This window comes from Fructobacillus ficulneus, from assembly GCF_001047075.2.
In the GTDB taxonomy this organism is placed as follows: domain Bacteria; phylum Bacillota; class Bacilli; order Lactobacillales; family Lactobacillaceae; genus Fructobacillus; species Fructobacillus ficulneus.
This window is the reverse complement of sequence record NZ_DF968004.1, coordinates 1-23,550: the sequence shown is the minus strand read 5'-3', so window position 1 is coordinate 23,550 and position 23,550 is coordinate 1. Positions and strand designations below refer to the sequence as shown.

22 protein-coding genes, 6 tRNA genes and 1 CRISPR repeat array are annotated in these 23,550 nt (G+C 42.0%); of the genes, 4 read left to right on the top strand and 24 right to left on the bottom strand.

The window, feature by feature from the left end:
• Positions 1-7: 7 nt before the first annotated feature.
• Positions 8-372: direct repeats of the CRISPR family, unit length 36 nt; unit sequence GGAAGAAACCCCATTAATCTGACATACATCTAAAGC.
• 31 nt (positions 373-403) lie between these two features.
• From csn2 to AOQ29_RS04615, 6 genes are all read right to left on the bottom strand, one after another.
• The gene (gene csn2, locus AOQ29_RS04640; RefSeq protein ID WP_061993352.1) at positions 404-1,072 is read right to left on the bottom strand and encodes a type II-A CRISPR-associated protein Csn2; all 669 of its coding nucleotides are present in this window, start codon (positions 1,070-1,072) and stop codon (positions 404-406) included.
• Complete coding sequence (cas2, locus tag AOQ29_RS04635) at positions 1,069-1,374, bottom strand: CRISPR-associated endonuclease Cas2 (RefSeq protein WP_061993353.1); 306 nt, start codon at positions 1,372-1,374, stop codon at positions 1,069-1,071. The genes csn2 and cas2 overlap by 4 nt, the downstream gene beginning before the upstream one ends.
• 11 nt (positions 1,375-1,385) lie before the next feature.
• Complete coding sequence (cas1, locus tag AOQ29_RS04630; protein WP_061993351.1) at positions 1,386-2,261, bottom strand: type II CRISPR-associated endonuclease Cas1; 876 nt, start codon at positions 2,259-2,261, stop codon at positions 1,386-1,388.
• 240 nt (positions 2,262-2,501) lie between these two features.
• Entirely contained in the window at positions 2,502-6,449 is a 3,948-nt protein-coding gene (gene cas9, locus AOQ29_RS04625) for a type II CRISPR RNA-guided endonuclease Cas9 (protein ID WP_061993350.1), read from the bottom strand.
• Between the two features lie 207 nt (positions 6,450-6,656).
• Complete coding sequence (locus tag AOQ29_RS04620; protein WP_061993349.1) at positions 6,657-6,938, bottom strand: hypothetical protein; 282 nt, start codon at positions 6,936-6,938, stop codon at positions 6,657-6,659.
• A 38-nt stretch (positions 6,939-6,976) separates the two neighbouring features.
• Positions 6,977-7,411: an MMPL family transporter gene (locus tag AOQ29_RS04615; RefSeq protein ID WP_242977399.1), complete on the bottom strand. Its 435-nt coding sequence runs from the start codon at positions 7,409-7,411 to the stop codon at positions 6,977-6,979.
• 298 nt (positions 7,412-7,709) lie between these two features.
• Between AOQ29_RS04615 and AOQ29_RS04610 the strand changes: the two genes are divergently transcribed.
• Positions 7,710-7,781: transfer RNA gene (locus AOQ29_RS04610), tRNA-Glu, on the top strand.
• 224 nt (positions 7,782-8,005) lie between these two features.
• The gene (locus AOQ29_RS04605) at positions 8,006-8,587 is read left to right on the top strand and encodes a DUF5067 domain-containing protein (protein ID WP_061993347.1); all 582 of its coding nucleotides are present in this window, start codon (positions 8,006-8,008) and stop codon (positions 8,585-8,587) included.
• A gap of 124 nt (positions 8,588-8,711) precedes the next feature.
• Here the strand turns inward: AOQ29_RS04605 and AOQ29_RS04600 are convergent, their stop codons facing one another.
• A complete protein-coding gene (locus AOQ29_RS04600; RefSeq protein ID WP_061993346.1) occupies positions 8,712-8,912 on the bottom strand; it encodes a hypothetical protein in 201 nt (66 codons plus the stop codon).
• A 245-nt stretch (positions 8,913-9,157) separates the two neighbouring features.
• Between AOQ29_RS04600 and AOQ29_RS04595 the strand changes: the two genes are divergently transcribed.
• The gene (locus AOQ29_RS04595) at positions 9,158-9,943 is read left to right on the top strand and encodes a PhzF family phenazine biosynthesis protein (RefSeq protein ID WP_061993345.1); all 786 of its coding nucleotides are present in this window, start codon (positions 9,158-9,160) and stop codon (positions 9,941-9,943) included.
• Positions 9,944-10,011: 68 nt separating this feature from the next.
• Here the strand turns inward: AOQ29_RS04595 and AOQ29_RS04590 are convergent, their stop codons facing one another.
• Both AOQ29_RS04590 and AOQ29_RS04585 read right to left on the bottom strand, forming a co-directional pair.
• Complete coding sequence (locus AOQ29_RS04590) at positions 10,012-11,730, bottom strand: ABC transporter permease/substrate binding protein (RefSeq protein ID WP_061993344.1); 1,719 nt, start codon at positions 11,728-11,730, stop codon at positions 10,012-10,014.
• Positions 11,723-12,913 carry a quaternary amine ABC transporter ATP-binding protein gene (locus AOQ29_RS04585; RefSeq protein WP_061993343.1) on the bottom strand — a complete coding sequence of 397 codons (1,191 nt, stop codon included), beginning with the start codon at positions 12,911-12,913 and terminating at the stop codon, positions 11,723-11,725. The genes AOQ29_RS04590 and AOQ29_RS04585 overlap by 8 nt, the downstream gene beginning before the upstream one ends.
• Before the next feature lie 166 nt (positions 12,914-13,079).
• On the opposite strand from AOQ29_RS04585, the gene AOQ29_RS04580 reads away from it, so the two are divergent.
• Entirely contained in the window at positions 13,080-13,697 is a 618-nt protein-coding gene (locus tag AOQ29_RS04580; protein WP_061993342.1) for a TrkA C-terminal domain-containing protein, read from the top strand.
• Between the two features lie 77 nt (positions 13,698-13,774).
• Here AOQ29_RS04580 and AOQ29_RS04575 read toward each other — a convergent pair whose 3' ends face one another.
• The 15 genes from AOQ29_RS04575 to AOQ29_RS04505 all read right to left on the bottom strand — a co-directional run bounded on the left by AOQ29_RS04575 (position 13,775) and on the right by AOQ29_RS04505 (position 23,471).
• A complete protein-coding gene (locus AOQ29_RS04575; RefSeq protein ID WP_061993341.1) occupies positions 13,775-15,121 on the bottom strand; it encodes a glucose-6-phosphate isomerase in 1,347 nt (448 codons plus the stop codon).
• A 91-nt stretch (positions 15,122-15,212) separates the two neighbouring features.
• Positions 15,213-16,565 carry a D-alanyl-D-alanine carboxypeptidase family protein gene (locus AOQ29_RS04570; RefSeq protein ID WP_083989295.1) on the bottom strand — a complete coding sequence of 451 codons (1,353 nt, stop codon included), beginning with the start codon at positions 16,563-16,565 and terminating at the stop codon, positions 15,213-15,215.
• Positions 16,558-17,433 (bottom strand): sensor histidine kinase, encoded by an 876-nt coding sequence (locus AOQ29_RS04565; protein ID WP_242977398.1) that lies wholly within the window; start codon positions 17,431-17,433, stop codon positions 16,558-16,560. The genes AOQ29_RS04570 and AOQ29_RS04565 overlap by 8 nt, the downstream gene beginning before the upstream one ends.
• A gap of 245 nt (positions 17,434-17,678) precedes the next feature.
• Positions 17,679-18,368: a response regulator transcription factor gene (locus tag AOQ29_RS04560; protein ID WP_061993338.1), complete on the bottom strand. Its 690-nt coding sequence runs from the start codon at positions 18,366-18,368 to the stop codon at positions 17,679-17,681.
• A 3-nt stretch (positions 18,369-18,371) separates the two neighbouring features.
• Positions 18,372-19,079, bottom strand: a complete 708-nt coding sequence (locus tag AOQ29_RS04555) for a DUF1129 family protein (RefSeq protein WP_061993337.1) — start codon at positions 19,077-19,079, stop codon at positions 18,372-18,374.
• Between the two features lie 25 nt (positions 19,080-19,104).
• A complete protein-coding gene (gene ychF / locus AOQ29_RS04550; RefSeq protein WP_061993336.1) occupies positions 19,105-20,205 on the bottom strand; it encodes a redox-regulated ATPase YchF in 1,101 nt (366 codons plus the stop codon).
• A gap of 37 nt (positions 20,206-20,242) precedes the next feature.
• On the bottom strand, positions 20,243-20,443 hold the full coding sequence (locus tag AOQ29_RS04545; protein WP_061993335.1) for a DUF951 domain-containing protein: 201 nt from the start codon (positions 20,441-20,443) through the stop codon (positions 20,243-20,245).
• Positions 20,443-21,342, bottom strand: a complete 900-nt coding sequence (locus tag AOQ29_RS04540; RefSeq protein ID WP_061993334.1) for a ParB/RepB/Spo0J family partition protein — start codon at positions 21,340-21,342, stop codon at positions 20,443-20,445. The genes AOQ29_RS04545 and AOQ29_RS04540 overlap by 1 nt, the downstream gene beginning before the upstream one ends.
• A complete protein-coding gene (locus AOQ29_RS04535; protein ID WP_061993333.1) occupies positions 21,335-22,090 on the bottom strand; it encodes a ParA family protein in 756 nt (251 codons plus the stop codon). The genes AOQ29_RS04540 and AOQ29_RS04535 overlap by 8 nt, the downstream gene beginning before the upstream one ends.
• 20 nt (positions 22,091-22,110) lie before the next feature.
• The gene (rsmG, locus tag AOQ29_RS04530; RefSeq protein ID WP_061993332.1) at positions 22,111-22,833 is read right to left on the bottom strand and encodes a 16S rRNA (guanine(527)-N(7))-methyltransferase RsmG; all 723 of its coding nucleotides are present in this window, start codon (positions 22,831-22,833) and stop codon (positions 22,111-22,113) included.
• A gap of 128 nt (positions 22,834-22,961) precedes the next feature.
• Positions 22,962-23,045 (bottom strand) — tRNA-Leu (locus AOQ29_RS04525).
• A 24-nt stretch (positions 23,046-23,069) separates the two neighbouring features.
• A tRNA-His gene (locus AOQ29_RS04520) sits at positions 23,070-23,142 on the bottom strand.
• Positions 23,143-23,144: 2 nt separating this feature from the next.
• Positions 23,145-23,218, bottom strand: a tRNA-Trp gene (locus tag AOQ29_RS04515).
• 86 nt (positions 23,219-23,304) lie between these two features.
• Positions 23,305-23,377 (bottom strand) — tRNA-Val (locus AOQ29_RS04510).
• Positions 23,378-23,380: 3 nt separating this feature from the next.
• A tRNA-Ser gene (locus tag AOQ29_RS04505) sits at positions 23,381-23,471 on the bottom strand.
• Positions 23,472-23,550 lie beyond the last annotated feature (79 nt).

Below are 23,550 nucleotides of genomic sequence, written 5' to 3'. Positions count from 1 at the left end.
AGAATTGGGAAGAAACCCCATTAATCTGACATACATCTAAAGCAAGTTGACTCGCTTCCAAAAAAAATATAATGGAAGAAACCCCATTAATCTGACATACATCTAAAGCTGGAGAGTGAGTTAGAAAAAGGTTTTGCTGGAAGAAACCCCATTAATCTGACATACATCTAAAGCAATAGCGTGTTTTGTCCAATTCGGAAGCCGGGAAGAAACCCCATTAATCTGACATACATCTAAAGCAGGGTAATGAAAAAGAGTTTTATTTCAATGGGAAGAAACCCCATTAATCTGACATACATCTAAAGCCCAATTCTTGATAGGCTAGCTCATACCATGGGAAGAAACCCCATTAATCTGACATACATCTAAAGCTTACCGACCGTCACTTATAATACGTTTACTATCAAAATAGTACGAAATCATGATCAATATAACTGGTTTTAAATGTTTCGCCAAAAATAGGATTCTCCTGACTTAAGTTTAGAGATATTAGATTGATGCCTTCAGCTAAAAGGCATTGATGGAGTTGATTTAATTCTGACATATCACAGTACAGGGTGAGATTAGTTACTAGGAGATACCGACTTTCGTCGAGCATCCCCATCACGTGTACTACATCTTCTATTTTACCAAAAATTGACTGAGTATTGGCTCTTTCAACACTGATATTCTGGGATTTTAACAATTTTTCTAGTTGCCATTCTCCTTCAATTTTTAATGGTAAATTACTATCGATAATTTCTTCAGCCAGAATCGATTGTACTTGCATATTAATATGAAATAATTTATCCAATCCCTCTTCCGAAATATTTTTGGTTAAGATGCCATCGATGAACTTACTATAATGAGTACGCACATCGGTCCCACTAACGGGGTCACCAATAAAGAGTCCTCTTTTAGATAAAGTTTCTGGTCGATTGTTCTCACTGTAAACAACTTTGTCGTTGATACCATTTTGTATGGCATAAACTGTCCGGCCATACAGATTCGGATCTGCCATTGTAATTAAGTTCAAACCTTCTTCGATTTGAATAGTACCGACAGTCTCTAAACTAATTTGTCCCAAATTCATATCACAATCACCTTATCATCTTTATTTTTAATGTCTTGTTTTTCCTCGCCAACTAAAAAGTGCATACTGGCATACTGTTTTTCTGTCACCTGCAACGTTTGAACCAATCCTTCATTCGGCACAAATGCTCCAATGCGCTTTTCCAACAGGTTAGCCGCTTTTTGATTTGTCGCTACCCGGACATAAATACTTTCCTGCATCATCAAAAAACCTTCACTCAATAAAGCTTTACGGAATTGTCGATACGCTCGTTGGTTCGTTGACGTTTCCATTGGTAAATCAAACATAACGATTAATCTCACGATCCTATACCTCATAGAACAAATTCCATTTTTGGTAACTGAACATTATCGGAACTCATATACTTTAGACAGGACAAGACATGACTTTGAACAGCCTGTGCTAATTCAATATTTTTATCGTTATAGCGAATCACCTCATTCAAAACGTTTACCAAGTTCAATCTTAAATCTAGAGATAAGGACAAGTTTTGTTGGCCCAAAACAACTCGATCAATGTAAGGCCGAAATGGCTCCATCAAATCGGAAGCTAAATTAAAGTGGTTACTAACACTTTGATGATGGATGCCCAACTGAGTTAAGTAACCAGCTGCTACAATTTCACGACTAACAGTTGAGAGCAAGATGGAATATCCATAGTTTAGATGCGCATTAATCAAAGAATCTTCATTTGACCGTGTAAACTCGTTCCCATACATTCTTGGAAAGTATTGACGAGCTGCCTGTCCTTCAATATTGTGAATATCTCCTTCACTAACTTGTTCAGCTAAGTCATTCAATTTTGAATACCCTTCCCTTTCTTCTCCGGGCAAGGCTTGATGTTGGTTCAAAATTTTTGTTTTCACAATCTGTTGCCACAACATATTTTTACGGTTTTCTACCCAAGCAATCTGATGATGAAGATTGGTATTTTGATGAACATTTTCATGGTACCCACAGTATTCACCAACTGGCATCCCCCTTTCATCGCAGGTGATAATTTTGACGTGTTTCTTATTCAGCTCATTAATCGCATACGAAGTAATGACTGACCGAGTATTTCCCAATATCAAAACTCGAATGTCATCAATTGGTATTTGAAAAGAGTCTCCCTTTGTTTGAATATTAATATCATTCATTTTGAAATTAATCTTTGCATGTTCATTTATTAAAACAGTTCTCCAAGCCATTCTTTTCTCCCTAATTCATTCTAGTATGGTATAATTCTATTTGTGGTTAGCTACCACATTAAGAAAATTGTTTAGCTAACTTTTTTCTTAAAGGAAGAACCCATTAATCTGACATACAGGGTTAAAGTAACGCAAGGACTTTTGTCCAAGCTTCATGATCTGAAAAGATGGCCTTATGGCCTTTTTTATTTGCCTTGATATAACAAAAGCGGCGCTTAATTCTAAGCACCGCTTTTTTAGTTAAAGTAAATCTGAAATTTTGATGCGTTTTTCAAAAATTCCTGTTGTAGATTGGTAAATGATTTCAGCGTTGTCTGAAAGCTTAATTCCACCTGCTTGACGATAATTTTTCCAATCTGTTGCAGCTTTATCGATTAATTTAAGAGGCTTTTGCTGAGCTGAATCTAATTGTAGAGCCTTCAAAACAACCCTCAAAACATCCAATTTATTATCAATAAGAACAAATTTATCTCGTAATTCAATTAATTTTTTTAAGTCAATTTCATAAAACGGAAAACGTTCAATGACTGAGTCAGCTGTTAATATATCAAAAGCCTTAATTAACTTCTGATCATCAGAATCAATAGATAACGAACTAATTAAATCTGCATTTTCAGTGCTCAACCACAATTGCTTTGCGTTATGGTAAAACTCATACGACGTTAAATACATCAATTTACCATCGTTATCAACCAACTGTCCCAACGGCAGATGTTCCAACAAAATCTTTTCAAACTTCTTTACTTCAGGTTGCTGTTGAACATAGTCCTCCAACTTCAATTGTCCAGACTTCATCAAACTAGCAGCTGAACGAGAAACCTTAACCAACTGGTTCTTACCATTTGCTCGAACTAAGGTCATATAAGCCGAGTAAGGATACGTATACCCACCATAGAGAGAAACATCTTGACGGTGCTTATTCGTTCCAATCAGCTTAGCCTTTGGATCAACAGCGTAGATTGTTTCCTTGCTAAGCGGTCCACGGTCTGGACCGGTCTTATAAGTCGTCAAAATATTTTTAAAATTCATGATATGACGCAAGTATTCTGTCTGTTCCGTCGTCCAGTCTTCGTTCCCCTTGGCCATCGTACCAACGATAAAGCCAAACGGCTTTAACTTTCGAACTTCGTCCTTTGAACTAGATTCACGCAGCTTCTTTAAATAGTCGTTCGTATAGCGGTCAAATTCATTATAAACATTGTTGCTATCACGGTCAGGATAACGCTTTTGCATATATTGACCAGCTGCAGTGATTAAGAGGGCATCAAAGGCATGATGGAAAGAGTTGATTTCCCGGTGCTTTTTGATGGCCACCAAGCGACGCATATCACCCGTGATTTCAGCTCGAATGGCCACGGCCTGCGTTTGATCAAATTCACTTTCAATTAAGGCCGCAACGTTCTTAATAATCTGACGAGTTTCGACCAATTGGCGGGCAATAAAGCCAGTCTTTTGCCCCTCTGAATAGTCACCGGCGTGCGTTAAGCGGTCATACTTTTTGCGCGAAATGAAGCCGGATTGAACCAAGGTCTTCCACAAACCACTAGCGGCTGCTTGGACCTCTGTTGTATAAGTCCCAGAGTCAGACTTCCGCGCATTTTCAGGACGGGAAACCAAGACCCGGTTATCAATTGAATCATCCTTTGTAAAGGCTTGGGGAATAATGTGGTCAATGTCATAGTCTGACGACAACTTATCAATGTTGATTGGTTGACCAGTATACATATCCTTTCCTTGTTGCTGGAAGTACAAGTATAACCGGTCGTTATCAAACTTCTTTTGGTCTGTTTCTGCCAATTCCTTCTTCAAGTTTTTGGCTTCAGCATCCAAGCTCTTGCTTTGGTAAAGACCCTTCAAGTAGTTATAGCGTGACATTGTTCGAACAGAGGTCTGGGTTTCACGAGCAAATTCCAAATACACTCGGTCAGGTTCCGACTTCATTGCTTTTTGAATATCAAATAAGACGTTAAATGCCTGCTTAATTCCTCGTTTGTTAGCCGGTGAAGTCGTCAAGTCTGCTAACTTGTCCTCAAGGGTACCGGTAGTTTCAGTCGTGTTTTGTTCTTTAATCCAATCCTGAACGCCATACTGTTCATTACTAATAATTGACATAAAATTCTTACTAGTCTTGGCCAATTGGTCAAGAATTGAAACTTTCTTACCTGAAACATCCACAATCGGTGTCGTTAATAACTTATTCGATAAGTTTCCCCAACCAGTGTAGTGGGTCTTAGCTAGCTTAGTAACTTGCTCAGGAGTTAATTCCAATTTGCTCAATTCTCGTTCAGCAATCTTACTATCTTCGAAGACCGTTTGAATTTCCACAATTTGTTCTAAGAGATCCTGGTTCTGAGGATTTTCCATTTCTTCAGCCGAGAATGTCTTACTCAAATCAATATAAGTGGATAAGTTGCTATTAAACTTAGTCTTATCCGCCAAACCAACGACTTGAATATCGCTTTTACCTTGTGATTGGTAATAATCTTGGAAGGCTTTCAAAGATACTGTCTTCTTGCTTTTAAACAAATCCTGAATTAAGTCATGCTTGGTTTGATTATCAATTCGACGTCCGTTTACCTTAACATTATTCAATTCATTTAGCACCGTGAACATTTGATACTTCAATGAATTTTGGGGAAGCGTTGGTTCACCAATTAGGTAAGTATCAGTTCCCGTCAATCGTTGAATGAAGTCGAGGGCGGCCTGGTCGCGGTTAAAGACTTGGTCAAAGTTCCAAGCTGTCACAGCTGATTTTTCATAACCTTCATTGCGCGTAACCCAGTGATTTGTTGCATCCCCACCTGCATTTTCGACATCTTTCTTCGTGACCATTGGACCAACATAGTAAGGAATCCGGAATTTCAATAATTCAGCGATTTTATTGGCAGCAGTTCCTTCTTTTTCAAAGGTTTCCAAAAGGAATGGATAATATTGACCTTGATTTTCAATAATTGCTTCTAATTCAGCTAAATGCAGTTGGTGAGGAATTACTGAATTAGCCTTCGTCCGTTGTTGTGGCAAGAAATCATGACTGTCCATTCGCAACTGAATGCCATTCACATCTTCAGTAGACAGATTAGATTCCTCTAAGAGCTTCTTCATTCCCTTATCTGTATCATCTTTCAAAAAGGCACTATAAATATTAGAAAATTCCTTGTGTGAAAGCCCTTGCTTCTTCGCTACCTGTTTTACTGTTAATAAATCGTCGTGATGTTGAGTGTAACGTTCCACCATTGCTGCTGAAATTGACGTTTGGTCTCCCAATAAATTCATCAATGTGAACCCATCGAAAGCCTGTCGAATAGCAAAAAATAATTCTGTTTCGTCATCATCTAAGTCACTCAGAATTGGCTCGCTATCAACATCGAAAGTTTCAGAATCTAACTTCAATTTCCAAGCTTTTAACGTGTCACCAGTCAATTGGCGGTTAAAAACCTTCGTAAAATCAATCGTATTCCCAACAATTCCGGCAAGAATAGCTTGGACTGTGGCTTTCTCTTCTTTGGTATCAAAAAAGAAATTATTTAATAATTTTTCAGCTTTAGCCTTCTTCGATAATCCAAAGCCAGCTTCACCAGTCAAGATTGCAACCATTTCTTCTGGTTGTTTCAACTCGATTGACAATCCTTTTGCCTCAGCGTAGTTTTCCATAGCCGTTTGCAAGTCTTGTGGGTTATAAGTATTCCCAATTGTCATCTTGGACTGAGAATTTAAGAAGTGTCCCCGGTACTTAACAATTTGGTGCATGGCCAAATAGATTTCGCGCAAATCGAATTGACGACTTTCCGTCATTAATGCTAAGCGCAAGTGATAAATAGTAGGATACTTTGCATGAAATTTCTTAGTTTCTTCTTGAGTTGGAAACAAGTACCCACCATAATAGTTAGCTCGGTTAGCATCATCCTTGGGATGAACATATGAATACTTTAACCGAGTCAAAAAATTTGAATCGATTTTACCCAATTCATTGGCAAACAGTTCGTCCAATAACCGTAACCGCCACTTCCGCCGAGATAGCCGGCGACGAGTTGTTCGATTCGTCCGGCGGTCAGCCGCTGGCTCAGCAGTCTTAAACAACCGCACCCCGATTAAATTTTTCCCTTTGGCCCGTGCTAATTTACCATCTTCATTTGTGACGACCCAACCCACTGATCCTGTTCCAATATCTAATCCAACACTATAACCCATTTATGCTCTCCTCGAGTTTCAATTCGTTAAAAAATAGTCAATAAAAACCTTCACACGTTCTATTCTACATAATATTTTTATAATGTATACTGTTGAGCAAACTTTTTATTTTATGAGGACATTTGAGTTAAAAATTGTATTTATAAACAGAAAATATTAGATTTTTTGAAAGAAAAAAGCACCCTTTCAGGTGCTTAATCCAATATATTATTTCACATCACTTTGTTCTGCTTCGTCACTGATATCGCGACGGCCACCAAAGTTTGTTCTGCTTGTTTGTGGGCGATCAACAAAACGACGCTTCTTCGTTTGAATTGAATAAACGATGAGCCCGATAATAATCAATGAAAAGAGCCAGTGGTGAGCGAAGAAGAGAATAATCAGCAAGATACCCACTAGCATCAAAAAATAGGAAATCAAACTAATCGTAAAACGAAAAAGTGAAAAGAATCCCCAAACGATCAAAAATAGACCTAGCAATAGTAACAATTTATTTACCTCATATTTAATAGTTTTAAGTTAACCTATTATACCGCGGTTACCTTAAGCAGAAATATAAATTTGAAAATAATTTTAAATTTATCAATCATCCCCACCGGCAGCCGACAATCATCCCCGGCCGTGGCCATTGTCTGGACCATGGCTGCTTCTTGTTCCTGCCCAGCCGTCATTTTGTCCTTGCTATACGACTTCAAAATCGTCGGATTCAAGACCCCAGTCACATGGTTTTCTTTACTTAACTTGGCCAGTAACTCTTGAATTTTCGCCTGGTTACTTGAGTCAGTCAGGTCCTTACCGTTTTGGCTATGGAAGACAACCTTAATCGTCCCATTTGCTTGGTTGGTAACCGGAAAGTCCTTATTCATCACGGCCAAGGCCTTTTGTGATTGTGAGTTGGGTAAGTTCAATGAACTTCCGGCAAAGCTACCGCCTTCGTGAACGGCTAAACCAACCACAACCACTAAGACCAAGCCAACTCCTGCAAGCGTTGATTTGGCGTGGTTAAAGATCTACCGCTCTAAGCGGCCTAATATTTTCCCCATTTATTTTTCTCCTTCGTATTCGTTTCAACACTCATAACTATAACGAAGGAAAATGACGGGTCGTATAACTTTTGGGCGGACTTTTCTTGCCCTTTTGGGCAGACTACGCAGGAAGGACCGGTATCTTTGAAGCAAGCCGGCTTAACAGTAATTTTGACCGATTAGTGATTGACTAAACAACCAGAATCTAGTAAACTATTTAAGTATTGTTGACTATGGCCCCATGGTCAAGTGGTCAAGACGTCGCGTTCTCAGCGCGGAATCGAGGGTTCGACTCCCTCTGGGGCTATCTCATAGTAAAACGGCAAGTTATCCGGATTTTAATCCTGGCTAACTTGCCGTTTTCTTTTTAGCTAAAGCAGTAAATCAACCTGTCAGAAATACTGACATTAAAGTAATCAGAACTAAATGATTTTAAAGGCCTTATCAGGTGCAAGGTATTCTAAACTACGATAAAATAGTTAACAACAGACTATCAATAAATGGTCAGACTGAGACTCAGAGGAGCTTTACGTGTTTCACAATAAAAAGAATTTAATTTCATTATTAGTGCTGGTGGCTGGATTGGTCGCCGTCTTTTCAATCATTATCGCCACGACCGCCCACCAAGATTCTGCCAGTTCACAAACGAAAATTAAGGCAATTAATAAAGAAACAAAATTTGCTGGTCTACCAACGAACGATTCAGCAACGGGTTATTCGCTTACCGACGATTCCTACAATGTCAATCACTTTCGACTTGATTTCGGCAAAACCGAAGTCGTTTACGGGTCTAATAATAGTCGCTTTTTAGTGATTCATGCCAAAATAACCGATACTTGGCATGCAAATATCGATTCTGTCGAAATCTACCCAGCTATTTTTGCTAGTCAAAAGTCGGATGACGCTGATGTTAAACTCAGTCACCTAGCCAATAAGCTCCCAAAAAATAGCCTTGCCTTAAAGGAAACACAAAACTTCCATAAACGCCTCTTACCGGGTGACTCCGCTGAAGTTGCCCTGACCTTTGAATTGATTAATAACAATACCGTTACCGTTCACTTTACTGATGCCAACCACAGTGAATTGGGTTATAAAACATACGCTTTGACCTAAAGGTTTGGGGTTATCTCAACATAAAAAGGCAAGTTATCCGGAAATGAAATCTGGATGACTTGCCTTTTTACTTATCTGAATTTGAACACTTATGCTATTTAACAATCAATTACAGCACTAAGCATTATTCATCCCCTATCTCTTTCATCACTGTTTTCATGGAAAAGCCCACAGCCTCCCAATCACTTTTAATTGCTGCCCGATCACCTTTTTGATCACCCAAATGAACTGGTTCAATCTTTCTGGTAAAGGAAAAATTACTAGCAAAATTTAATCTGGCAAAACCTGACAAAACGGGTGTAAATATATTCTTTAATTTTTTCATATTAACACTCCTTTTTTAACTAATTAAATTATATTCCAAGTCAACACTTGAAACAATCCCCACGTTGAAAAACATTCTTTTCAAATTGGGACCCACTCAGAACAAGTGGTTTCAAAAAAATATTCATTACGCCTAAAACGTTAAGACAACATCATTCCAGTAAATTTAAAAGCTGGTATAGCTTACACTGATAGGTTAGAATACTAATAACTCACAGTAGCTATAACTTAAAGGAAAAAATTTCAATGAAAATGTATGTAGTTGACGCTTTTACAGATGAATTGTTCAAAGGTAACCCTGCCGCTGTTTGCTTTGTATCGCAATGGCCAGAAGATGAATTAATGCAAAATATTGCCATGGAAAATAAATTTTCAGAAACAGCATTTGCCATTAAAAAATCTGACAGTAATTATGATTTACGGTGGTTTACACCAGGTGGCGAAATTGACCTTTGTGGCCATGCGACCCTAGCTACTGGATATGTTATTTTTAAGAATGACAATGAAAATCAAAGCAAAAGTATCACTTTCAATACGAAAAGTGGACCATTAGCAGTCACCAAAAAAGATGACCTATATGAAATGGATTTTCCATCATACGACCTTAAACCAGTTCCTGTTACCGAAGCAATGACAGCCGCCTTTGGTGTTCGACCTATTGAAGCCTACTTAGGTCGCGACTTACTAGCCATTTTTGAAAATGAAGATCAAATCACCAGCATGGAACCCAACCAAGAGCAATTGAAAAACCTGGATGGCCTTTTACAAAATGTCACAGCACCAGGAAAAGAATTCGATTGTGTTTCACGGTCCTTTGCGCCAAAACTAAATGTTGCTGAAGACCCCGTTTGTGGTAGCGGCCACTGCCACATCGTTCCTTATTGGGCACAGAAATTAGGCAAAGGTAAGATTACTGCTTTCCAAGCTTCAGATCGATCAGGAATTCTTTACTGTGAAAGTCAAGAAGGCATCGTTAAGCTAGCCGGTCACGCTTCCCTTTATTCTGAAGGTAATCTCACGATTGATTTATAAATTTTTACCCACCAAAAAAAGCTAATCCTCACGGACTAGCCTTCATTTGTTTATACGATTAGTAAGTCTTACTTAAACCAAGCGTTCACGTGTGATTGGTGAGCCTTGATCCAGTCATCGGCCGCAGCCTTTGGTGACTTACCATTCTGGATGGCTAACATAACAGATTGCATGTCTTCCTTTGTCCAGTTAAACTTCTTCAAAACCTTGTAGGCTTCGGGACTTGATGACTTCAAGCCCTTACGAGTAACAGTGTTGATTGATTCTTCCGTACCCATTGTCTTCTTTGGATCATCCAAGTACTTCAACTTGTACTTGTTGAACATCCAGTGTGGTGACCATCCAGTCAACACGATTGGTTGCTTAGCCTTGTAGGCCTTATCCAAAGCTGCTGTCATAGCTCCTGATGATGAAGCTTGCAAGTTCCAGCCAGACAAGTTGCTGTATGAATCAATTGTCTTCTGGGCTGCTGCCATGACACCGGCACCAGGTTCGATTCCAGTAATCGTCTTATTAGCTTGGTTCGTCAAATCAGAAATTGAGTTAACGTCCATATAATCAGGAACAACCAAACCTAGCTTAACACCCTTCAAGTTTGGACCAAGAAGGTCAACATCATTCTTGTACTTTTGGTACAAGGCCTTGTGGGTGTTTGGCAACCAAGCAGAAACGGTCGCATCCGTTTGCTTAGTAGCTAATGATTGCCAGTTAACGGCGTTATCCAATGGCGTGATGGTCACATCATAACCGTGTTGGCGCATTGCTTCGGCCAAAACATTCGTTGAGGCAACTTCAGAATCCCATTCGACATAACCGATGTTAATTTTCTTACCAGATTCTTTTTGAGCTGAGAAGAGACCAGCGACACCTGAAATGGCAATGATAATGATCATCAACCAAGTTCCGAGCTTACGCCACTTAGCTAACTTTGGTTCAGTAACCGGACGGGTGTTGAGCTTTTGGACAAAGCGGTCAATGATAATAGCCAAGATAACCAAGGCAATTCCATTCACGAATCCGGCTCCAACATCGGCGTGTTGGACGGCTGACAAAACACCACGTCCCAAACCAGGAGCTCCAATCATTGAGGCCGTTACGACCATTGAAAGAGAAAGCATGATGGTTTGCTTTGAACCAGCGATAATTGTGTTCTTAGCATTGGGCAATTCCAACTTGAAGAGCTTTTGCCAAGTCGTTGATCCGAATGAATCAGCGGCTTCAACCAATGATTCTGGCACTTGTTGCAAACCTAAGAAGGTCAAATTAACAACTGGAGGTAAGGCGAAGATCACTGAGGCAAAGGCCCCAGGAACAATACCAATCCCGAAGAAGGCAACGGCTGGAATCAAGTAAACAAAGGCTGGCATTGTTTGCATGAAGTCCAAAATTGGCTTAATGACAGCATAGGCTTTTTTTGATTTTGAAGTCCAAATTCCTAATGGAATTCCGATAATCAAAGAAATCGCTGATGAAGTCAAGACCAGAGTCAGAGTCTGCATCAAGTCATCCCAAAGGTTTTGGTTAGCGACAAGGGCCAAACCAAGCGCCACAAAGATTGGGAAACCAAACTTTTTCTTTGGTGCTGTCAAAACTGCGATGGCAGTCATGGCAATAATAAAGATTGGCATTGGAATAGCTGTCAAGAAGTTGGTCATCCCATTCATGAAGGATGAGCCGCCACTTTGAATGGCGTTAAACAATCCTGAACAGTTATCTGTCAGCCAATTGACCACGTTTGTCACCCAAGAATTCAAAGGGACTTGGTCAACGGAAAATAAATTAAGCATCGGCTTCTCCTTCCGTTTGAGCTAGGGCTTCAATCACAGCTCCACGAATGATGATTCCACGGAGCTTCTTATCGTCATCGACAACGGCCACTGGTGTGTGGGCGTCATAGATAATTGTCATGATATCTGAAACCATGGTATCAGGCTTCACGATTGGCATATCAGAAACCACGTCACGGAGCGTTAATTGCTCACGACGGGCCTTAACGGCAGCATCTGAGGTGATGTAACCAACGAACTTACGGTTGGCATCAACAGCAACCAAACCTGAAACTTCTTCTTCTGCCATCCGGTGCAAGGCCACGTTGGGACCTTCCGTGTCAGCGTTAACTGACAAACCAGGAATCATAATTGATTCGGCGTTTAAGACCTTTGAACGGTCAACGTCTTCAACGAAGCTTTCAACATAATCGTTAGCCGGGTTAGTCAAAATTTCTTCCCCAGTTCCGATTTGTTGCAATTGACCATCCTTCATAATCGCAATTCGATCACCCAAACGAAGGGCTTCATTTAAATCGTGGGTAATGAAGATAATCGTCTTCTTCACGTTGGCCTGCAAGTCCAACAATTCGTCCTGCATTTCGTGTCGGACCAAGGGGTCCAAGGCTGAAAAGGCTTCATCCATTAACAAAATATCAGGGTCGTTGGTTAATGCTCGTGACAAACCAACACGTTGTTGCATCCCCCCTGAAAGTTGTGAAGGATATTGGTCCTTGAAGGACAAGAGCTTGGAATTTTCCAAGGCCTTCTCGGCCCGCTCTTTGCGTTCCTTAGCTGGGACACCCTGGATTTCCAAACCGTATTCGGCGTTTTCCAGAATAGTCCGGTGTGGGAACAAAGCGAAATTCTGAAAGACCATCGACATCTTCTGCCGGCGGATATTCAACATTTCCTTCTTGTTGTAGTGCGTGATGTTTTTTCCATCGAGGAAAATTTCACCACTAGTTGGTTCGATCAATCGGTTCAACAAACGAATTAACGTTGACTTTCCCGACCCTGACAGACCCATGATGACGAAAATTTCGCCTTCATTTACATCAAAGTTGATGTCGTAAACACCAACTGTTGAGCCAGTCTTTTCAAAGATTTCGTTCTTCGATCGATTTTCCTTGACCATCTTTAAAGCAGCCTTTTGCCGCTTTCCAAAAATCTTGGTTAAATGCTTAATCTGAACTTTTGGCATAAACCCTCCTATGAGTTGACTATCGTGCTCATTTAAAATAAACTGATTAGTGACCACCGAACATAAAAATGTGGTGGTCAATAGTGACCACTCTACTATCATACACTAATGGTCACTTATGTCAAATGAGAGTTATTCCCATTAATTTTGTCAAAGGACTCCGGTTATGCCAAAAGTTAAAGAACCTCGTTATCATAAAATTGCTCAGGACATCGCTGAGCATATCGTTAATAAGCAATTTCTCGTCGGTGAAAAATTGCACGCCCGCTCTACTCTCGCAGCGACTTTCGGTGTTTCTGCGGAAACAGCCCGTAAGGCCATTTCGGTCCTCGCTGACCTTGATATCGTCAAGCCGGTTCACGGATCTGGCGTTGAAATTCTCTCCCGCGAAAAAGCCCGAGAATTTTTAAACCAAGCCAAGGATAACCGCGATTTACAGACCACCCATAGTGAAATTAAAGATTTGATCACTAAGCAAAAGGAAGATCTGCAAAATTTGGATGAAGCCTTTTCTTTGCTTTTGGATCAAACTCAACGAGTTAAGCAAAATAGTCCCATGTCACCCTTTGAATTTGTTCCCGATGATGATTCTCCGATGCTTAACCAATCAATCGGGTCTTTGAACATCTGGCAGAACACCGGAGCAACCATTATTGCCATCCTCCATGGAGACGATTTAATCCTTTCTCCCGGTCCTTACGCCAATATCTTAGCCGGTGATACGATTTACTTTGTTGGTTCCGATAAAACAGTGGAAGCCATCCAACAGCTCTTTGCCAAATAATGCTCGACTACAATCAATTACAACTAAAAAACGAACAATCACATTTCTGTGATTGTTCGTTTTAATTTGGTCTGTAATTACTTATTCAAGCGGTCATGATAGTACTTGCTTTGTTCTTCGTAACCAGGCTTGTTCAACAAGGCAAACATCGCTGTCTTGTAAGCTTCAACGCCCGGTTGGTTGAATGGGTTAATGTTAAAGAGGTAACCAGAAACACCAACGGCCATTTCGAAGAAGTAAATTAATTCACCCAAGCCGGTCTCATCCTGGCGGTCAAGGTGCACGGCCAAGTTTGGCACGCCCCCATCAACGTGAGCCAAGACAACCCCGGTAGCGGCGGTCGTGTTCACTTCTTCCAATGACTTCCCCTCTAAGTAGAGCAAGCCATCTTCGTTTTCACCAGTCTTAGGGATTGGCAAATCATGCTTCGAGTGATCAACACGGACAACCGTTTCAAAGAGGTCACGACGACCCTCTTGAATGTATTGACCCAATGAGTGCAAGTCAGTTGAATAGTTGGCAGAGGAAGGATAAATACCCTTCTGGTTCTTACCTTCTGATTCACCCATCAATTGCTTCCACCATTCAGATAAGTACTGCAATGATGGTTCCCAGTTAGCCAAGATTTCGGTCGTATAACCCTTGTCGTACAAAATACGACGGTAGGCCGCATAGGCTAATGCTGGGTTTTCATGGACATCATCGCTGGCATAAGTCTTTTCAGCCTGAGCAGCTGAGGCCAAAACCTGGTCGATATCAATCCCGGCCGCCGCCATTGGCAACAGACCAACAGCAGTCAAGACAGAGAACCGACCCCCAATACCATCAGGAATGGTCAAGGTTGGATAGCCTTCGGCATCCGCTTCACTCTTCAGAGCACCACGGTTAGCATCCGTTGTGGCTACGATCCGGTCCTTGGCACCGGCTTCCCCATACTTAGCAACCAAGCGTTGCTTGAAGAAGCGGAAGGCCACGGCTGGTTCAGTCGTTGTTCCAGACTTTGAAATCACGTTGACGGAGAAGTCTTGGTCGCCAATCACTTGGTCCAATTGATCCAAGGCCATTGGTGACATCGCGTTTCCCGCAAAGTAAACCTTGACTGCCTCGCCGGCAACCATTTCGTTGTGCCATGGCGACTTGACGAAGTCAATCGCCATCCGCGCACCGAGGTATGACCCACCGATTCCGATTACAACCAAAACCTTTGATTGGCTTTGGATTTTCTTAGCAGCGGCATGAATGGGTGCGAGACTTTCGGCTGTTTGTTCCGAAGCCCAATGAACCCAATCTGTGTACTCTGCTCCAGCCCCACTGCGTTCCATCAAAGTTTGATGAGCAAAACGCACCTGGTTTTGAATTTCGTCAAGTTCGTGGTCGGCGACAAAGTTGTTTAAACCGTTTGAATCAAAATGAACTGCTGGCATTTAATATACCCCTTTCATATCGAAAAAGTAACCGCTTTCAATATCTTTATTATAGCACTAAAATGCGAAATATTTAAAGTCTTTGGAGCCCTTATTTGGCACTCGATTGTGAGCTAGTTGACTGTGCCGTTTGATCACTACTGTGGAGTAACGTCAACGGCAAGTCCTTTTGATGGCTAGTTGAATTAGGTAAGAACTTCCCCTTCAAATTAACTTGACCATAAGCCAAAGTAGCCAGACTATCGGCAGCCGGCTTTTCTTTCAATTCACCGATTGTTTTAACTTGAATTTTCTTATTGGTCTTGGTCCAGTAGGTCTTGGTATTGGCAATTTCAACAGCTGCCTTCGCCTTATCACCCTTAATAGCCAACGTCTTTTGACCACTGACCTGGTCGCCCGCATTAAAGGTATGGGCCTGTTCTTTTGCTAAGACCTGGTCAACCATATCTAAAGTCGTTTGGAAACGAACTTTATTATCCGTATAGTCAGCAGCATCGTTAACCACTGTCAAAAATTCATGGCCGTTCTTATCGACAACATAACCAGTAAAACAGGCACCCGCTTCAGGTGTTGATCCCGTTTTCAATCCTAATAGCTGCAAACCATTCGGATTATTTAGCCCCTTAACGATGTTGGCAAACTGTTGACCAAAGCCAGAGGTATCGGTCACCTTAGTTGTCTTATTCTTGGTGTAAGTAATGGTGGCGCTACTAGTCACAGTTTTCAAACTGGGATCCATGGCCAAAACCTGGTTAGCAATTTGAGCCACTTGACTAGCTGAAGCATGGTTAGCGGCTGAGCTAGACTCTGAGGAAATTTGACTACCTAAAGCATCACCATTTTTTAGGCCAGCCCCGTTATACCAGGCTGAGTCAGTCAAATTCAAATCCTTTGCCCAACCTTCTAGTGTATCTTGACTAGTCGATCCCGAAGGAGTCAAGAATGCCGTTAGTGACAAAGCAGCATCGTTAGCCGAATTTGTAAACATTGACCAATAGAGGTCGTGAACAGAAACCTTGTCCCCCGCCTTCATGTTCAAGTGGGAAATCGCATTAGAATCTTGCGATGACAGGTCCGCAGAAGCCGGAATCGTCACCTGGTCTGTCCAGTTAATTTTATGGTCTTGAACTGCTTTTAAAACGCCGTAGGCAACCAATAACTTACTTTCGGAAGCAATGGCCGCCTGCTTATCCGGATTCTTTTCACCCAGGACTTGTCCCGTTGTCAAATCAACGACAATCGCCGATTTAGCTTTTACATTTAACGTAATTGGCTGATCTTTTGTAGCCGGTGTTTTCACCTTAATGGCCTCTGGTGCTTTATAGGCCACAAAACCGATGGCCACAACCACCCCTATTAAGAATACAATCAAAATCGGCCAAAGTAGCCGCCGCTTTCTCCTCGAATTCACGGCGTTCAACCGATACATATGCTTATCACTCATTCTCTCGTTCTTCTTTCACTTGTTTAAGTGGGAGTGTCATCACAAAGGCAGTTAAATCCTCAGTGGATTCAACATGAATTTGTCCTCGATGTTGATCGACAATTCCTTTAACGATGGCCAAGCCAAGGCCCGTACCACCAGTTTTACTATTCCTTGATTCTTCGACCCGGTAAAACCGCTCGAAAATATGGTTTGCCGCTGCAGGTGGAATCATCGGGCCATCATTGATGACCCGAATTTCAACCTGGTCCGCGGTTTTCATTTGCCCGGTTAACTTAATGAACGATGCCCCTTGTCCATATTTCAAGGCATTTTCAACTAAATTAATCAACGCACGCGCAATTTTATCCGAATCGCCCGCCATCACAATCACCTGTGGGTCAATTGCCGTAGCAAGCTTTAAATTACGGTCTTTAGCATCCATAGCATAATTAGCCAGAATTTGTTCTAGCAAATCACCCAAGGAAAAATCACTAATGTTTAACGAAACCTGGGTAGACTGGAGTTTTGCAAATGAAAAGAGGTCTTCGACCAAGGTCTTCATTTGATTGGACTTATGGTACGCCGTTTCCAGGTACTTATCTTGGTCAGCGGAATCTAGCTGGCCATTGGTATTAACAACCAAACCCAGGTAACCAATAATAGCCGTTAATGGGGTTCGCAAATCATGGGAGATATTGGTCATCATCTCATCTTTAGACCGTTCCACCGCTAGCTGTTCATCGTGAGCTTGGTTAAATTGGTCAACAATTTGGTTGACCAGGGTTGTCAACTGACCGGCCTGATCGCGCTTTTTTAGTCCAACAACAGAGTGGTCTTGATTAGCCTCTTCGCTCCCAATATTGGCATTGGCCTCAGCTAGGGTCAATAGTTGGTGCGCTAAGGATAGAAAAACCAGTCTTTCACGACTCTTGCGGCAAACATGCCATAGCCAAATTAAAGCTAGTAATGCCCATATTAGCCCAAAAAAAGGCCAGCTTTGCTGAGCTGACCAATCGAGTTTATCTTTTAGGAGGTCAAAGACCAGCGCCCAGGTCAGACCGAATGTCACGGCCAAACCTAAGATAAAAGACAAAGAGGCTTGGACCAGGATTGTACTTTTTTTTACCATTATCAACCAACTTCAATCTTGTAGCCAACGCCCCAAACGGTCTGGATGATTTGATCACCTTGGGTTGCTTCTTCCAACTTGTCACGCAAATGGGAAACGTGGACCATGACGGTCTTAGCCGAAACAACGGATTCTTGCTGCCAAACCCGTTCAAAAATATCATCGGCAGAAAAGACTCGGTTTGGGTGCGAAGCTAGGAGGTATAAAATACCAAATTCCAAAGCAGTCAAATTAACGACATCGCCGCTGGTTGTTTTAACTTCATGGGAATCCTTATTGATGACCAATGAGGCCACCGATAAGACGTCCGGCTTTTGTTCCTGAACCAGGTTTTGTGACCGACGTAAGAGTGACCGAATTCTAGCCATCACTTCTAGTGGGTTAAAGGGTTTGGTAACGTAGTCGTCTGCACCAGAAATCAAACCTTGGATCTTATCCATATCGGTCGACTTGGCTGATAACATCAAAATCGGGATATGGGTGTCCTTGCGAACAGTCTTCAAAACCTCTAACCCTGACATGTTGGGCATCATGATGTCCAAGACCATTAAGGCTACATCAGGATTGGTATTAAGTTTTGAAAGCGCATCTTTCCCATCATGGGCAATCAGCGGCTCATAACCTTCATTTTTCAGGTAAATTTCTAATAATTCGGCAATCTCTTGATCGTCGTCGACAACTAAGATTTTCATCCCTTACTCCTTGTTGTTCGCTTCATCTTGCCGAGCTTGTTGGGCTAACTTTGAAATTGCCAAGATTCCACCATGTTCCAAACCAGCATGGCGCCGGTTTAAGAGGTAGGCCAACCAAGCCAAAGCAAAGACCACCACGTAACCAAATGTCGGCAAAATTGGGTTAACGGCTGCGGGCACAAAGATGAAGGCTGTAAAGCCACAGACCCAAAGCAAAGCCACGATAATCAGCATCAACCAAGTTGGCATTTGCTTCTTACCATTTTGATTAGCTGGTCCTGGCACCAAACGACGCATTGCCATGGTATAAATTGCCCCACCCCAGAAAGCCAATAAGATAATTGATGTTAAACCAATTCCTTCGCTTTCAGAAGAGCTTTTACCGATACTCATTGTGATAGCAAAGAAACCAGCTAAGAACATAATCAAAACTAAGGCTGTATCCGTTGCCAAAAAGCCAAATGAATATTCATGGAATTTTTTGGCCAAGCGCGTTGGATTCGCATATTTCTGGACCAAGGCCACCGGTGACCCATAAAGTTGGGCAGCCGTTTGACCGGTCTTTTGACCAGCAGCCAACTTAGTCGTAACTTCGTCAATGGCTGCAGCTTTTTGCTCGTCATTTAATTTATCATTTTCATTCAAAGCCTTGTTAAAGCGGAAAATGAAATCTTGGTTTTTCTTGCTCAATTGGTGGTCGACTTGAGTCATAATTTTCTCGTCCCTTTATTTTAGATTAGACGTTAAAACGGAATTCGATGATGTCACCATCTTGGACATCATAGTCTTTTCCTTCTGAACGTAACTTACCGGCTTCTTTAACGGCCTTAACTGAGCCATATTCGTCTAAGTCGGCAAAGGCAATCGTTTCAGCACGGATAAAGCCGCGTTCGAAGTCGGAGTGAATAACACCGGCTGCTTGAGGAGCCTTGAAACCGGCCTTAAAGGTCCAAGCACGCGTTTCCTTGCCACCGGCAGTGAAGAAGGTGCGCAAGTCCAACAAGTGGTAAGCAGAGCGAATCAACTTGTTTAGACCTGGTTCAGCAACACCGGCCAATTCCAAGTAGTCTGCCTTTTCATCATCGTCCAACTGGGCGATTTCTTCTTCAGCATTGGCTGACAAGGCAATGACTTCGGCATTTTCTGAGTCGGCGAAGTCCTTAATCTTTTGGTAGTAAGGTGAATTTGTTGGGTCAGCCATATCGTCTTCGGCGATGTTGGCGACGTACAACGTTGGTTTAGACGTCAACAAGAACAAGCTCTTGACAACCTTTTGTTCTTCTTCGGAAAAATCAATCGTCCGCACGGCCTGACCGGCTTCAAGGACGGGTTTAATTTTTTCCAAAACGGCTGCTTCTGCCTTGGCAACCTTGTCGGCACCCTTGGCTGCGCGAGCAACCTTGGCATAGCGCTTATCAACAGCTTCAAGGTCGGCCAGGACCAATTCAGTGTTAATCGTATCGATGTCATCCAAAGGATCAACAGTCCCGTTCACGTGAATGATTTCATCGTCATCAAAGGCGCGGACAACGTGCACAATGGCATTCACTTGGCGGATGTTTTCCAAGAACTTGTTTCCCAGTCCTTCACCCTTAGAAGCACCCTTGACGATTCCAGCAATATCCGTAAATTCGAAGGTCGTTGGAATAATTTTGTCGGCTGGTTCCACTTCTTGGATGCGAGCTAGACGATCGTCCGGCACTTCAACGATTCCAACGTTTGGTTCGATTGTGGCAAAGGGGTAATTGGCCATTTCGGCCCCTGCCTTAGTGATTGCATTAAAGAGTGTTGACTTACCAACGTTTGGTAAACCAACGATTCCTGCTGTTAAAGCCATTGGTATTTCTTCCTTTCGGCTACTGCCTTACGCTAAATTATTTTTCAGCTTTTTTTAAGACTTTTTTAATTCGTTTATCAAAGTTAAACCGGGTTAACATGATTGTCCGATTACAGGCAGAACAAGTAATTCGGATATCAGCCCCTAACCGGTTAATCACCCAGGCATTTGTGCCACAGGCATGGGGCTTTTTCATTTCGACTAAATCGCCAAGGTCATAATTAACTGTTTCAGCCATTAGTCCACCTCAATTGCTAAAATATTCAAAATTCGAGCAAGGTCGTCTTCTGACAGGTAGGCAATTTCAATTTTTCCGTTGCCCTTCTTACCTGCATTGACCTTAACCTTCGTACCAAACTTGTCTTCCAAACGGTGAGCCAAGTCTTTAACAAAGACTGACTCTTCCTTCTTGGCTGGCTTAGTATCCCCTGCATTCAAACGTTTAACCAAAGCTTCGACCTGACGAACGTTCAAATCTTCTTGCAAAATGGTTTGAACAGCCGAATTAATCAAGCCTTCATTTTCCAAACCAAGCAAGGCCCGAGCCTGCCCCATCGATAATTCGCCGCTTTGGACAAATTCTTGAATGACAGTTGGCAACTTGAGCAATCGCAAGGCATTGGCAATCGTGGTCCGTTCCTTACCCAATTTTTCGGCCAACTGGGTTTGGTTTAACTCCAATTGAGCCATCAAGTTGGCATAGGCGCGTGCCTCTTCAATTGGATCAAGGTCATCGCGTTGTAGGTTCTCGATTAAGGCCAGTGTCGCCATCGTGTCGTCATTGGTTGACCGAACGATACCAGTAATTTCCTTAACCTTGAGCGTCTTAGTTGCCCGGAACCGTCGTTCTCCGGCGATAATTTGGTACTTGTCGCCATTTTGTCGAACAATAATTGGCGTTAAGAGACCATTTTCTTGAATTGATTGAGCTAATTCATGAATTGAATCTTCATCAAATGTTAGTCGAGGTTGAAACGGGTTAGCCTCGATTTTATCAAGGGGTAGTGACACTACCTTTTCACCTGTCTCAGGCCCACGGCTAATATTCTTTGAATGTTCCAAGGCATCCTTGGAAATTCTGTTGGCTCCAAACAAAGAATCCATGTTCTTGCCTAAGCCGCCTTTTTTATTAACCATATTGCACCATGACCTCCTTAGCAAATTCGGTATAAACTCGAGCTCCTAATGACTTTGGATCAAAATCAATAATTGCTTGTCCGTACGATGGCGCCTCTGACAAACGAACTGTCCGAGGAATCACCGTTGTATAAACACGGTCATCGAAGTACTTACGGACTTCCTCTTCAACCTGCTTTGACAAGTTTGTCCGTGAATACATGGTCAAGAGAATTCCTGCCATTTCCAACTCTGGGTTCAATCCCTGACGAACCAACTCAATTGTATTAATCAATTGGCCGAGCCCTTCTAGGGCATAGAATTCAGTTTGTACTGGAATCATGACAGCATCCGCTGCAGTAAAGGAATTAATCGTCAAAAGCCCTAATGAAGGTGGATTATCAATCAAAATGTAGTCATAGTCATTTTCGATTGGTAAAAGTGCGTTTTTTAAACGGTATTCCCGGTCTGGTAAATCAACGAGTTGAACTTCACTTTCAGACAATTGAATCGTCGTTGGCAAAATATCCATCTTATCAGCTTTGACAATGGCCTCTTTAGCTGGCACATCATTAATCAAAACATCGTAAATGTCTTGTTTCAATTCTGATTTATCAACTCCAACCCCAGAAGTAGCATTCCCCTGAGGATCAGCATCGATTAAAAGAACTTTTTTTCCAGCTTTAACCAAGGCTGCTGCCAGGTTAATACTAGTCGTTGTCTTACCAACCCCACCTTTTTGGTTAGCTAAAGCGATTTTTTTTGCCATTGACTGGCTCCTTCTTCTTTTTATAAAGGTTTCTTACTTGGTGTTCCTGCTTGTCTTGGGTACTTCTTCGGTGTTTTATTCACCTTATCAATAATTTGAATCATTCGAGGATCTTGGTTTGGTAATTGAAAATCAAAACTTTCCTTCAATTTCCCGCCAAGCGTTGTCAAAGCCTTTTGACCGTCAGCCAATTCATCGGCTCCGGCAGACCCTTTCATCACTAGCAGTTCCCCACCGAGTTTTACAAAGGGCAGAGTATATTCAGCTAAAACCGAAGTCCGCGCCACTGCCCGTGCTGTCGCGTAATCAAAGCCTTCGCGCATCTTAGCTTCTTGTCCAAGATCTTCGGCCCGACCATGTAAAACCGTCACGTTCTTTAGCCCTAACTCAGCCACAACCGTTTTTAAAAAATTAACCCGCTTGTTTAATGAATCAACCAAGGTCACTTTCAAGTTAGGCAAAGCAATTTTTAGTGGCAAAGCCGGAAAACCAGCACCAGAACCAATATCAATCAATGTTGGTTCTCCCTCAGCTAGTTTTGGTTGATAGAGTGCCAACGTCAAAGAATCATAAAAATGCTTCAAATAGACCTCATTGTGGTCCGTAATGGCAGTCAAATTAAATTCTTTGTTCGTTTCAACCAACAAGGTAAAGTACTGATCAAATTGTGCTAATTGTTCATCACTTAGCACTAATCCAGCGTCTGTTAAGGTCTTAATAAATAATGCTTGGTCCAAAATCATCCTCCAAACCAGGCCATAATCCACCTAGTCTACTAATAACAAGAATACCTAAAAAAGGGTTAAAATTCAAGGTTTCCAGCTGTTTTTATGCAACAAAAAAACCTGAGCCAAAGCTCAGGTTTCTCATATGCCGTTGGTGGGAGTCGAACCCACACGGTGTTGCCACCACTGGATTTTGAGTCCAGCGCGTCTGCCAATTCCGCCACAACGGCAAAATAAAGTATTCACTTTATTAGGGCGGTAGAAGGGGATCGAACCCTCGCATGCTGGATCCACAAACCAGTGTGTTAACCACTTCACCACTACCGCCATGGCAGGGATAGAGGGAATCGAACCCCCATCAACGGTTTTGGAGACCGCTATTCTACCGTTTAACTATATCCCTACTTTATTAAAATCAGCCAAAGCTGATAAAACATGATGAGGACTTGCACCTCATAAAGTTCTATAACTCATGTTTGAAAATCTAGATGGACGCTACAGGGATCGAACCTGTGACCCCCTGCTTGTAAGGCAGGTGCTCTCCCAGCTGAGCTAAGCGTCCATAAGGAGAGAAAGGGATTCGAACCCTCGAAGCAACTTTCGTCGCTTACACGGTTTCCAACCGTGCTCCTTAAGCCTGACTCGGACACCTCTCCGGAAAACTTTTGATGGTTTTCGTTAATATGTATTAGGCATCGCGTCTTCCTATCCTCGCAGCCAGCGTTCCGGCAACTA